9 protein-coding genes are annotated in these 12171 nt (G+C 67.1%); 5 read left to right on the forward strand and 4 right to left on the reverse strand.

Annotation, left to right across the window (positions count from 1 at the left end):
* Positions 1-180 precede the first annotated feature (180 nt).
* Entirely contained in the window at positions 181-2028 is a 1848-nt protein-coding gene (locus tag HDG32_RS22380; protein ID WP_184070745.1) for a tetratricopeptide repeat protein, read from the forward strand.
* 74 nt (positions 2029-2102) lie between these two features.
* Here the strand turns inward: HDG32_RS22380 and HDG32_RS22385 are convergent, their stop codons facing one another.
* Complete coding sequence (locus tag HDG32_RS22385; protein WP_184070747.1) at positions 2103-3404, reverse strand: MFS transporter; 1302 nt, start codon at positions 3402-3404, stop codon at positions 2103-2105.
* A gap of 323 nt (positions 3405-3727) precedes the next feature.
* Here HDG32_RS22385 and HDG32_RS22390 point away from each other — a divergent pair, with 323 nt between their 5' ends.
* Both HDG32_RS22390 and HDG32_RS22395 read left to right on the forward strand, forming a co-directional pair.
* The gene (locus HDG32_RS22390; protein ID WP_018421404.1) at positions 3728-4252 is read left to right on the forward strand and encodes a GNAT family N-acetyltransferase; all 525 of its coding nucleotides are present in this window, start codon (positions 3728-3730) and stop codon (positions 4250-4252) included.
* A 408-nt stretch (positions 4253-4660) separates the two neighbouring features.
* Positions 4661-5491, forward strand: coding sequence for a hypothetical protein (locus HDG32_RS22395; RefSeq protein WP_311540333.1), 831 nt, complete (start codon positions 4661-4663; stop codon positions 5489-5491).
* Positions 5492-5500: 9 nt separating this feature from the next.
* Here HDG32_RS22395 and HDG32_RS22400 read toward each other — a convergent pair whose 3' ends face one another.
* From HDG32_RS22400 to HDG32_RS22410, 3 genes are all read right to left on the reverse strand, one after another.
* The gene (locus HDG32_RS22400) at positions 5501-6214 is read right to left on the reverse strand and encodes a DUF2968 domain-containing protein (RefSeq protein WP_184070751.1); all 714 of its coding nucleotides are present in this window, start codon (positions 6212-6214) and stop codon (positions 5501-5503) included.
* A gap of 345 nt (positions 6215-6559) precedes the next feature.
* Positions 6560-8011, reverse strand: a complete 1452-nt coding sequence (locus tag HDG32_RS22405) for a gamma-glutamyl-gamma-aminobutyrate hydrolase family protein (RefSeq protein ID WP_184070753.1) — start codon at positions 8009-8011, stop codon at positions 6560-6562.
* Between the two features lie 128 nt (positions 8012-8139).
* Positions 8140-9897, reverse strand: coding sequence for a cation:proton antiporter (locus HDG32_RS22410; protein WP_184070755.1), 1758 nt, complete (start codon positions 9895-9897; stop codon positions 8140-8142).
* Positions 9898-10111: 214 nt separating this feature from the next.
* Here HDG32_RS22410 and HDG32_RS22415 point away from each other — a divergent pair, with 214 nt between their 5' ends.
* Both HDG32_RS22415 and HDG32_RS22420 read left to right on the forward strand, forming a co-directional pair.
* Positions 10112-11491 carry an amidase gene (locus tag HDG32_RS22415; protein ID WP_184070757.1) on the forward strand — a complete coding sequence of 460 codons (1380 nt, stop codon included), beginning with the start codon at positions 10112-10114 and terminating at the stop codon, positions 11489-11491.
* 128 nt (positions 11492-11619) lie between these two features.
* Positions 11620-12129 carry a disulfide bond formation protein B gene (locus HDG32_RS22420; protein WP_184070759.1) on the forward strand — a complete coding sequence of 170 codons (510 nt, stop codon included), beginning with the start codon at positions 11620-11622 and terminating at the stop codon, positions 12127-12129.
* The last annotated feature ends 42 nt before the right edge of the window (positions 12130-12171 follow it).

The raw sequence follows: 12171 nt of genomic DNA on the forward strand, positions 1-12171 counted from the left end.
TGTACGCCGCCGCTCTTGCGCACACGGGTGCGCTGCATCAATCGCGCGTCGGCAAGACGGGTCGCGCGGGGGTTCCATCCGTCGTTGCCCATGAACTCACGCTCCGCGCAAATCCGGGCCGCTTGCGCAAGTATGGGAAAATGCGCCCTCAGTCTGATTGATCCAAATGCCCTCCCCGTCATGCAACCTGTATTTGACCGCGCGTTCGCGGCGCATCGTGACGGCCGCCTCGACGACGCCGAACGCGGCTACCGCGCCACGCTCGACCACGACCCCAGCCACGTCGACGCGCTGCATCTGCTCGGCGTGCTGCGCCACCAGCAGGGCCAGCACGCAGAAGCCGCGGCGCTGGTGCGGCGCGCGGTCGATCTGCGCCCCGAAGACGCGGCGCTGCAGCTGAACCTCGGCAATGCGCTGAAGGCGCTCGGCCAGATCGACGCCGCGATCGAGCAGTTCCGCAACGCGCTGACGCTCGCGCCGACCTTCCCGATGGCGCACTACAACCTCGGCAACGCGTACGCGTCGCAAGGCCGTCACGAAGACGCCGCCGATGCGTTCGAACGTTCGCTGCGCCTGCAGCCGAACGACGCGTCGTCGCACAACAATCTCGGCAACGCGCTGCACGCGCTCGGCCGTCACGCGGACGCGATCGCGTCGTTCCGGCGCGCGCTCGAGCTGCGCCCCGGTCACGCGGGCGCGCTGAACAACATGGGCATGTCGCTGAACGCGCTCGATCGACCGAACGAGGCGGTGCCCTGCTTCGAGGCCGCGCTCGCCGCCGAGCCGCGCTTCGTCGCCGCGCACTTCAATCTCGCGAATACGTTCGATGCGACCGGCCGCCATGCGCGGGCAGTCGCGTCATTTGAAGCGGCGCTGCGTCTGCAGCCGAACCTGCCGCCCGCGATCTATGGCATGGGCAACGCGCTCGCGGCGCTCGGCCGTGCCGAACAGGCGCTGCCGTATCTGGAGCGCGCGGTCGGGCTCGATCCGCAATTCGCGCTCGCGTGGCTTGCGCTCGGCACCGCGCACCAGGCGCTCGGCGCGCACGCGGCCGCGGTGCGCGCGCTCGATCAGGCGTTGCGGCTGCGCCCGGATCTCGCGTCCGCGCATATGAACCGTGCGCTCGCGTGGCTCGCGATGCGCGACTTCGAGCGCGGGCTGCCCGAATACGAATGGCGCTTGCAAACCGTCGCGCAACCGGTGATCCAGACGTTGCCGCGTTGGCACGGCGAGTCGATCGAAAAATACACGCTGCTGATCCATGCCGAACAGGGTTTCGGCGACACGCTGCAGTTCGTGCGCTTCGTACCGCGCGCAGCGCTTCGCGCCGCGCGCGTCGTGCTGGAAGTGCAGCCGCAGTTGGTGCCGCTCTTCGCGCCCGTCGCGCAGGCATGGCGCGTCTCGCTGATCGCGCAGGGCCAGCCGCGCCCCGCCGCCGATCTGCAGATTCCGCTCTTGAGCCTGCCGCTGGCGCTCGGCACGCGCTACGACACGATTGACGCGCGCACGCCCTATCTGAGCGTGCCGCCGGCCTATGGCCGCAAATGGCGCGGCTCGCTTGGCGGTCAGGCGAAGCGCAAGATCGGGCTCGCATGGTCGGGGCGCATCCAGCGCAACGAAACCCGCACGATGCCGCTCGCCGCGCTGGAGCCGCTGTTCGCACTGGATGGCATCGACTGGATCGTGTTGCAGCCCGATCTGTCCGAGGACGACCGCGCGGCGCTCGACGCGCATCCGCGCGCGGCCGCGATCCATCGCTTCGACCACCGCATCGGCGATTTCGCGGATACCGCGGCGATCGTCGAGCGGCTCGACGCGGTGGTGTCGATCGACACGTCGATCGCGCACCTCGCGGGCGCGCTGCGCAAGCCGCTGTGGCTGATGCTGCCGTTCGCCGCCGACTGGCGCTGGTTCGACGGCGACACGCGCAGCCCGTGGTATCCCGGCGCGACGCTCGTGCGTCAGCCGCGGCCGGGCGCGTGGGATGAAGTCGTCGAGGTGGTCGCTAACGAATTGCGGCACGGGTAGCCACAGACCACGCGCCGCAAACAAAAGACCCCGCTAGCGCGGGGTCTTTTGTTTTCAGCACACGAAGTGAACCGTCAGGCCGCCCGATACTGATTGCGTGACTCCGGCGTGCGATACAGGAACAGCGTCGCGAGCAGACCGCAGATTGCCGCCACGCCGAGGACCAGGCCCGGCGCCGCCTTGTTGCTGGTCACGTGGATCAGCAGCGTGGCGATGGCCGGCGTGAAGCCGCCGATCGTCGTCGCGAGACTGTACGCGAGCGAGAAGCCAGCGGTTCGCACTTCGACCGGCATCACTTCGGTCAGCGCGACGACCATCGCGCCGTTGTAGCAGCCGTACAGGAACGACAACCACAGCTGCACGGCGAGCAGACGCGCGAACGACGGTTCGGCGACGAGCCATTGCAGCGCCGGATACGCGGTGAGGATCGTCAGGATCGTGAACGCGAGCAGCACCGGACGGCGGCCGATGCGGTCCGACAACGCGCCGGACAACGGCAGCCAGATCAGATTCGAGATACCGACGCAGACGGTGACGACGAGCGCGTCGATCGCCGACAGCTTCAGCACTTCCCTGCCGAAGGTCGGCGTGTAAGCGGTGATCGTGTAGAACGACACGGTCGTCATGACGACCATGCCCATGCCGCCCAGCACGATCGGGTAGTTCGCGAGCATCGACTTCAGGATCTCGCCCATGCTCGGACGATGCTTGCGCGCCGTGAACTCCTCGGTTTCCTGCAGCGAGCGGCGGATGATGAACAGGAACGGCACGATCAGACAGCCGATCAGGAACGGCACGCGCCAGCCCCACGCGAACATCTGCTCGGCGGGCAGAATCTTGTTGAGCATCACGCCGATCAGCGCGGCGAATACCACCGCGACCTGCTGGCTGCCCGACTGCCACGAGCAATAGAAGCCCTTGTTGCCCTTCGTCGCGATCTCCGACAGATACACCGACACGCCGCCGAGCTCAGCGCCGGCGGAGAAGCCTTGCAGCAGCCGGCCGAGCAGCACCAGCACGGGCGCCACGAGCCCGATGGTCGCGTAGCCCGGTATCGTCGCGACCGTCAGCGTGCCGAGCGCCATCAGGCTCAGTGTGAGGATCAGGCCTTTGCGACGGCCGTGATGGTCGATGTAGGCGCCGAGCACGATCGCGCCGAGCGGACGCATCAGGAAGCCCGCGCCGAACACGGACAGCGACAGCATCAGCGACGCGAAATCGCTGCCGCCAGGAAAGTAGGTCTTGGCGATCGCGGAAGCGTAGTAGCCATAGACCATGAAGTCGTACATTTCAAGAAAGTTGCCGCTGACAACGCGGAACACTGTCTTGACCTTGGATTCTTCGGTGGTGGAAGCGGCGTGGGTCGCTGTAGACATGACACTCTCGGATAGGCCCGCCGCCCTGTCGGACGGATCGACGCGGACGGTGACGAGCGGGCAGTTGAAACGATCCACTGCGTTTGGCAAGCGGATGCTGCAGGCGGACGCACAGGTATAAGCAAAGTGCGCCCGCGGGCGCCGCATTCTGCTGCTCACGGCGCTCATTCGATATGAGGGTAAACGCTGAGCTCGATGTCGGGCCGATGCCACGTAATGTTACTGCTGATAGGGTCGACGCGAAACGCATACAGTTTGCTTACGCGCGACACCCGCGGGCGGCGGTAGACTGTCCGCGCGAGGCCATTCAGTCGATTACGCCGATGCGAACCACCCCTGCTCTTTCCCTGCGCCCCGCCACGCTCGAGGACGCCGCGCTGATTGCGTCGATCCACAGCGCCAGTTGGCAGGCGACCTATCGCGGTCTGTTGCCCGACGCGTTCCTCGACGGCGAAGTCACGCGCGAACGCGCCGCCTATTGGGAAGCACGTCTCGGCGCGCCGGGCGGCGAGCGCCGCATCGTGCTGATCGCCGAGCTGGCCGGCGAGCCGGCCGGCTTCGTGTGTGTCGAGCGCCAGCCCGAGTCCGCGTGGGGCGTGCTGCTCGACAACCTGCATGCGCTGCCCGGTTATCAGGGCATCGGCGTCGGCAAAACACTGATGCACGCAGCCGTAGACTGGACGCGCGCGCAAGGCGAGGCACAGCTGTATCTGTACGTGCTCGAGGGCAATACGGCGGCGATCGGCTTTTACGAGCGACACGGCTGGCAGTTGGTCGGCGCGGAGCCCGATCAGATGGGCGGCGTGGATATCACCGCGTTGCGCTACGTGTACCGGTTGAAGGCTTGAACGCCGTGGTTGAGCGTGCGTGAAGCGCGTGGCGTCGCGGGGACGGCGCGCGCCGGCGGTGTTCCTGTTTTCGGAGTCATCTGAACGGTGGACGACGTAGTTTCGAGGCATGATTTTCTGTTGCCGATGGCTTCATCGGCCCCCTACAAATTCCGTCACTGCCGCACCGGTGAGCCTGTCCGAGACACCGGAAGAAACCCGATGACCAGCACGCCGCTCATCCTGATCGAAGGCGCATTTGCGCTTCCCCCTCTCCGTACGCTCGACCACCTGCCCGAACCGTTCGGCCGCGACTGGGCGTTGCTGTCCGGCGCTCAGCGCTGGCGAACCGGGCTCGATTCGCTGTATGCCGCGCTGCTGCGCACCGTGTGCATCAGAGATCAGCAGTTGCTGTCGTATGGGCAGTGGGTGTCGATCGACGGCGTGCTGACCGGCGTGCTGACCGACATGAAGCGGCCGGCAGAGACGCCCGTCGCGAACGCCACGCAGCCTGCCGGGGAACCGTCGCATACCGCGACGGCGGCGCATCCCGCTATGCAACGGAAGGTGCCTCAGGGTCCAATGCGAATCCCGCTCAAGGCCCGCTCGCCGCGAATCGCGCAGCGGCGCACTGTGCGGCATCGGCGAACGGTCGCGGCGAGTGCCGGCGTAATCGGCTGCGTCGCGGTGCTGGCGTGGTGGATCGTCGATCAGCCTCCGGCGCCGCGGCATATGGCCTCCGACATGCTGAAATCGGCGCAAGCTCTGATGCCCCGTCGTGATGCGCCGGCGCCGGTAGAAAAGCGTCGTGCGCAGCATCCGGTTGCGAGTCCCGAGGCACCGGTGATTGGGGAGGCCGTCACTCCGGCTCCTGTGCTTCCGCCATTACCTGTCGACGTGGCCGCCGCCGCACCCGCGCGCATCGTGGCTTTGCCTCAGGGCACCGCCACGCGACATGCGCCCACGCCGCGTGACGCGATTCGCTCATCGCCTCCGCGTCGTGCGCTTCGCGTGCAAACGCATCCGCTTCCGGTAAATCGCCATGCCGCGAATGACCCATCGCATGAAGCGCGCGTTCGTACCCGGTTCGGCGAAGACGGATACGCTGATGTGACGACGTTCGCCATGATGTCTTTGCGCGACGTCGCGCCGCTGCCGCGCTCCACCGTGTCGAACAATCTGCCGGTAAATAGCACCGAGTGGATGAACCACATATCGCAGCGTCGCGTCACCGAAATCCCGGAACAATTCGCGCAATGAGCGCCGCCGTTACTTCGACGCAGGCAAACCCGCTTCCGTCTGCTGCTGCAAGCGCGTGACCGCGCTCTGAAGCTGACGCAATTGCGCCTGCGCGTTGTCGCGCTCCGCGCGCAGCGCGAGCGCCTCGTCGCGCGTCTGCCGCTGCCGGTCGTCGACCTTCGCCTGCTGCGTGCGGGCGACGTCGAGATCGGTCTGCAGCCGTTGCGCCTGCTGCTGCGATATCGCGATGCTGCCCTGCAGATACGCATTCTGCGCCTGCAACCGCGTGCGATGAATCTCGACGTCCGCGAGTTGCTGCGTCTGCTGCGCGAAACCGGCGTAGATCGCTTCCGCGCGCTCTGCCGAATCGCTCCTGATCACGCGCCAGAAATGCTTGTTCTGAAACAACGCGACGTAGTACGTCATCCGCAGCGGATCGAAGAACAGGCTCGCACCGTAGCTGCCGTCGTAGGTCGTGCGCAGTTCGCTGAGGGTCGCGTCGTGGATCAACTGGATCAAATCGGCGACGTCGCCGCGCGCGGCGGCGGGCGTATTCGCGGACACCTCGGGCTCAGCGACGGACTGGGGGCCAGCCTCTCGCGGCGCCACCTCCCCTGGAGCCGGCCGCGTGCCCGCCAGCGGCGCGCTCACGCTGTCCTGCTGTGCCACCGCAACACCCGTATGCCACAACGCATAGACACCGGCGAGCAACATAGCGCGCCGGATAACCAAGGAGTACTTCATATGCCTGCTCCACGCCGATCGAGAATGACGTTGGATTATCGCGCGGATTTATCGCGACGCGAAGCTCGTGGGCACTGTATGGACACGCTCGAAATCGAGATAGACGGTTGGCGCAGCGAACCACTCCATCCAAAATCACAGTCGCAAAATGAAGACGCCACCCAGCTCGCACTCCTGATTATTTCGAGAGAAGAAAACGCACTGCCACATAACGTGATAGTGCGTCAGATGGATGGAATGGCTCCGTCGGGCTGCGGAAAACAGCGAAAGCGCGGGACCGATGCGCAACCACGCCGCGGACTCAACCTCGACCGCGCACGCCGCGCCAACCCAAACCCGCCATGCTTAAAACCGCGTCTCCCGCGCGACCCGCAGGAACGTATCGAGCAACGGTGTGCAATCGAGCAGCTCCGGTCCGCCCGCGCGATGAAACTCCGGGTGCCACTGCACGCCCATCACGAACGGCGCGCGCCGGTAGCGCACGGCCTCGATGATGCCGTCCGACGCCGACACCGCCTCGATATTCAGATCGCGGCCCAGCGTCTTTACCGCCTGATGGTGGATCGAGTTGACGATCGCGTCGCGCCGTCCGGGGAACATGTTCAGCAGCGTCGAGCCATCCGGAAAATGCACGCCGTGCCGGTGCTGATCGTAGTTTTCGTTGACGTGGGCGTTCGCGGTGGGCACTTCGGTCGCGATGTCCTGATATAGCGTGCCGCCGAACGCGACATTGATCAGCTGACAGCCGCGGCACACGCCGAGCACCGGCTTGCCCGATTCGACGAACTCGTGCAGCAGCTCGAGCTCGTACATGTCGCGCACGCGGTCACCGGGCCATTCGTGGCTGGCCGCCGATTCCGCATACGTCTGCGGCGACACGTCGGCGCCGCCTTGCAGCAGCAGGCCATCGAGATGCTTCGCATAGTCGCGCAGACGGATGTTGCTCGGGTGCAGCATGCCCTGATGACCAACGGTCGGGATCATGAACACCAGCACGTCGCGCGACATCACCCAGTGCGCGACCGACTCCTCCAGATACTGCAGCGTCTTGCCGCGCAAGCCCTTCGCGCCCGGTTCCGGATGGAAGATGCGCGCCGACACGCCGATGCGCAGCGTGCGCTGCGTGATCCGCTGCCCCGCGCGATCGAACAGCTGCCGCGCGCGCGCCGCGATGATGCGGCCGAACACGCTCCACGCGGAGTCGCTCTGCTTCAGATAACGCGGTGGCGACGGCGGCAGCGCGTTGGGTGGCGGCGGGTTCGTGGCGCTGAAATCGGGTGCCGCGCCGAAACCGGGCGGCGGCGAGCCGGGCGCACGCGCCGCGGGTGCGGCGGCTGCCTCGGTGGCGATTTCGTCGTCGGTGGCGAGGTCCGTGGCCCTAATGCCGCCCGCGGGCGGCTCGCCGGCGGCCGCCGTCGGTTTGACGACTGGCTCGGGTTTCACCATGGTCGCGCCGCCGGCGTACGGACCAGCGCGCCGCGCTTCGCGCTCGTGCACCTTGGCTTCCTGCCGCGCGGTCGATTCGGCGGCGGCGCTGCGCGCCTCGGCCGCGTCGCGCAGCCGCGCCGTGCGCGGATCTTCGGGCGTGACCGACGATGCGCTGAGCGGATCGTCGGTCGACGACCTCGCGGTCGCCTCCTCGGCCGCCGGGCTCGTGTCTTTGGCGGCCGACTGGATGGCATCTTCATGCGACGGAGGAAGCGAGGCGGCCGGTTCGGCCGGCGCGCTGCTCGGCGCGGAGGAGGCCGGCTGCGGACTGCCGGTCGTGCCGGCGTTTTCGGGTTTGTTTTCGCTCATGACTGTCGGACGGGCGCCTTACACGCGAACGAATGAATATGCCCTGATTATCCGTCAGTGCTGCAGGCCCCGCAAATCCGCACACAATTGCTCACATTGTTGCGAAGCGTTACACCGACCCCGATGGGTCAAGGATCCGGCCGCTCTTCGAAGGTTTCCCGCAACGCGATCTGCATCGACGCATGAATCTTCACGCACCAGCGCCACACGAGCGCGAGCAGCAGCGCGGCGCACACGAGCACCGCGACGAGCAGGCCAGTCGGCGGCAGAATGCTGCCCGACAGCGCCGCCACCAGCAGAAACACGCCGATCATCGACACGATCGGCACGAGATCGGCGATCGCGTGACGCAGCGCGCTCGTGAAGCGTCCCGCGGTGGTCCCCTGCACGCTGACTTCGGCGAGCAGCAGCGCGAGCGACTTGGTCTTGCGATACACGGCCACGAGAAACGGCAGCGAAACGACGAGCGCGACGCTCCACTGCACGACGCGTTGCAGCGGCTCGTCGTCGAGCCAGTGCGCGAGCAGCCGGCCGCTATGCGGCGCGCTATACGACACGGCCAGGAAAATGGCCGCGACGAGCGCGAGATTCACCGCGATCTGCAATACGATCCGCCGCGTCATGCTGACGAGCGTCGGCTCGCCGCGCGCCGTGATCAAACTGCGCAGCCATTGCCCGTACATGCCGAACACGTTGGACAACGTGGCGGGCATCGCCTGTCCGATGCGGCGCGTGAGCGGATCGGCGACGCGGATCAGATATGGCGTCGTCAGCGTCGTCAATGCCGACACGGCGACCGCGATCGGATACAGAAACCCGCTCGTCACCTTCAACGTCAGACCGAGCGTCGCGATGATGAACGAGAACTCGCCGATCTGCGACACGGTCATGCCGACGCGCATCGAGGTGCGCGCGTCCTGCCCCGACAGAAACGTGCCGAGCCCGCACGACACGATCTTGCCGACGATCACCGCGAGCGTGATCACGGCGATCGGCCATCCGTAGTCGAGCATCACGGCCGGGTTCAGCATCAGTCCGATCGTCACGAAGAAGATCGCGGAAAACGCGTCGCGCAGCGGCGCGATCAGATGCTCTATCCGACGCAGATGACGCGACTCGGCCATGATCGCGCCGATCAGGAACGCGCCGAGCGCGATGCTGTAATCGAGCTTGAGGACCAGCAGACAGAAGCCGAAGCAGAAGCCGAGCACGGACACGAGCATCATCTCGTCGCTGCCCGTGCGCGCGACGTAGTTCAGCGCGCGCGGCACGAGCAGCACGCCGACCAGCAGCGACACCGTCATGAACAGCAGCAGCTTGCCGAGCGTGACGGCCGCGAGCCCGGCCGACAGCTGCCCGGTCTGCGCGATGCCGGTCAGCAGCACGAGCATCGCGATACCGAGAATGTCCTCGACGATCAGAATGCCGAACACGAGCTGCGCGAAGCTTTCGCGTTTGAGTCCGAGATCGGACAGCGCCTTCACGATGATCGTCGTCGACGAGATCGCGAGGATCGCGCCGAGGAACAGCGAGTCCATCGGAGTCCAGCCGAACGCGCTGCCGATCTCGTAGCCGATCCACAGCATCAGCACGATTTCGGACAGCGCGGCGACGATCGCCGTCGCGCCGACCTCGAACAGCTTGCGCAGGCTGAATTCGAGGCCCAGCGAAAACATCAGGAACACGACGCCCAGCTCGCCGAGCGTCTGGATCGTCTGTTCGTCGTGGATCAATTGGAACGGCGGCGTGTACGGTCCGATGATCACGCCGGCCGCGATATAGCCGAGCACCACCGGCTGCTTCAGGCGATGGAACAGCACGGTGACGACGCCGGCCAGCGCCATCACGACGGCCAGATCCTGGATGAAGCCGATGCCATGGTGCATGAGCGCTTTCCTTACAAACAGTAATCTCGAAAAGCGCAGTGTAGCAAACGAACCGGCCATCTTTCTGGCGAATTCGCGCGCCGCGTCGCGCCGCCAGTAGCAGGCCGCTCGGCCGCAAAACCTTGCTCTACAATGCGGACGGACCTTTCCCTTTGGCTCCGCACTGCTTCGCTCATGCGCCCGCGCTGCGCTCAACCGGATTTCTACCGACATCATGGCCACTGAATTCGCCCCGTTCCCACCGCTTGCCCAGCTTGCCGCCGATCTCGCCGCCGGCCGCACGACGAGCCGCGCGCTCGTCGAAACCGCGCTGGACCGGATCGCCGATCCGGCCGGCCAGGGCGCCGCCGTCTTCATGCACGTCGACACCGACGCCGCGCGCGCCGCCGCCGACGCGCACGACCGCCTGCGCGCGGCCGGCACCGTGCTGTCGCCGCTCGCCGGGATTCCGGTGTCGGTCAAGGACCTGTTCGACATCGAAGGCCAGCCGACCCGCGCGGGCTCCGTCGTGCTCGCCGACGCGCCCGCCGCGAAGGCCGACGCGGTCGCGGTCGCGCGTCTGAAGCGGGCCGGCGCCGTGATCGTCGGGCGGACCAACATGAGCGAGTTCGCGTTTTCCGGACTCGGCCTGAATCCGCACTACGGCCATCCGCTGTCGCCGTACCGGCGCGGCGTGAAGGGCGACGAGCGGATTTCGGGCGGCTCGTCGTCGGGCGCGGGCGCGTCGGTCGCCGACGGCATGGCCGCGGTCGCGCTCGGCACCGACACCGGCGGCTCGATCCGCATCCCGGCCGCCTTGTGCGGGCTGACCGGCTTCAAGCCGACCGCCGCGCGCATCCCGAAGCAGGGCGGCGTGCCGCTGTCGTCGACGCTCGATTCGTTCGGGCCGATCGGCGTGTCGGTCGCATGCTGCGCGCTGGTCGACCGGATGCTCGCCGGGCTCGAGCCGCGCATCCCGGCCGCGCGGCCGCTCGAAGGCGTGCGCCTCGGCGTGCTGACCAATTTCGTGACCGACGGCGTCGAGCCCGAAGTCGCGCGCGCGATCGATACCGCGCTCAAGCATCTGGAGGCGGCCGGCGCGATCGTCAGCGAGGTGCGCTTCGCGCCGCTCGACCGGCTGCCGGAGATCAACCGCTTCGGCTTTTCGTCGATCGAGGCGTATGCGTGGCATCGTCCGCTGCTCGACAAGCATCGCGAGCAGTACGATCCGCGCGTGCTCGTGCGCATCATGAAGGGGCAGCCGGCCAGCGCGGTCGATTATCTGGACCTCGTCGCCGAGCGCAACGCGATGCTCGACGAAGCCGCGCGCACGCTGTGGCAGCGTTTCGACGCGGTCGTCGCGCCGACCGTGCCGGTCGTGCCGCCGCGCCTCGCCGACCTGCTCAACGACGACGACGCGTTCGGCCGCACCAATGCGCTGATCCTGCGCAATCCGAGCGCGTTCAACTTCCTCGATAGCTGCGCGCTGTCGCTGCCGTGCCATCTGCGCGGCGACGCGCCGGTCGGCCTGATGCTGGCGGGCGCACCGCACGCCGACGACGCGCTGCTCGCGATCGGCCGCGCGGCCGAGGCAGTGCTGAAAGCGATCCGGTAAAGCGCGCCGGGGTTGGCAGCCCGGCGCGGTCGCCGCGGCGCCAACGTTCAGGCAATAAGTGGCGCGGCCGGGGTTCGCGCTAGAATCGCGGGCACCCGCCCTTTCGTCTCCAGACCAATCGATGATCCATGACTAACGACTCCGCAATGCTGCGCCGCGAGCGCACCCTGCTGGTTCTGCTCGGCCTGATCTGCCTCGCCCTCGTGGGCGGTGCGTTGTATCTGCAGTTCGGCCTGCGCGAAGACCCGTGCCCGCTGTGCATCATCCAGCGCTATTTCTTCCTGCTGATCGCGATCTTCGCGTTCCTCGGCGCGCGCTTCAGGCACTGGCGCGGCGTGCGCCTGCTCGAAGTGATGGCGGCGCTGTCGGCGCTCGCCGGCATCGCGACCGCGGCGCGCCATGTGTACATCCAGGCGAATCCTGGCTTCAGCTGCGGCTTCGACGCACTGCAGCCGGTGGTCGACAGCCTGCCCCCCGCGCACTGGCTGCCGAGCGTGTTCAAGGTCGCGGGCCTGTGCGAAACCGCCTATCCGCCGATTCTCGGGCTGACGCTGCCGATGTGGTCGGGCGTCGCGTTTATCGTCGCGTTCGTCGCACTGGTGCTGAGCCTGGTGCGCAATCGCCATCGGGTGTCCTGACGGCGGGCAAGCCTGGTCGAGCGAGCTTCGAACGCCGCCTGA

The organism is Paraburkholderia sp. CI2 (assembly GCF_014201055.1).
Taxonomy (GTDB): Bacteria; Pseudomonadota; Gammaproteobacteria; order Burkholderiales; family Burkholderiaceae; genus Paraburkholderia; species Paraburkholderia tuberum.

Bases quoted from the DNA above. Each gene is read 5' to 3' on its own strand.
- HDG32_RS22380 (WP_184070745.1), top strand. From the start codon at position 181: ATGCAACCTGTATTTGACCGCGCGTTCGCGGCGCATCGTGACGGCCGC.
- HDG32_RS22385 (WP_184070747.1), bottom strand. From the start codon at position 3,404: ATGTCTACAGCGACCCACGCCGCTTCCACCACCGAAGAATCCAAGGTC.
- HDG32_RS22390 (WP_018421404.1), top strand. From the start codon at position 3,728: ATGCGAACCACCCCTGCTCTTTCCCTGCGCCCCGCCACGCTCGAGGAC.
- HDG32_RS22400 (WP_184070751.1), bottom strand. From the start codon at position 6,214: ATGAAGTACTCCTTGGTTATCCGGCGCGCTATGTTGCTCGCCGGTGTC.
- HDG32_RS22405 (WP_184070753.1), bottom strand. From the start codon at position 8,011: ATGAGCGAAAACAAACCCGAAAACGCCGGCACGACCGGCAGTCCGCAG.
- HDG32_RS22410 (WP_184070755.1), bottom strand. From the start codon at position 9,897: ATGCACCATGGCATCGGCTTCATCCAGGATCTGGCCGTCGTGATGGCG.
- HDG32_RS22415 (WP_184070757.1), top strand. From the start codon at position 10,112: ATGGCCACTGAATTCGCCCCGTTCCCACCGCTTGCCCAGCTTGCCGCC.
- HDG32_RS22420 (WP_184070759.1), top strand. From the start codon at position 11,620: ATGACTAACGACTCCGCAATGCTGCGCCGCGAGCGCACCCTGCTGGTT.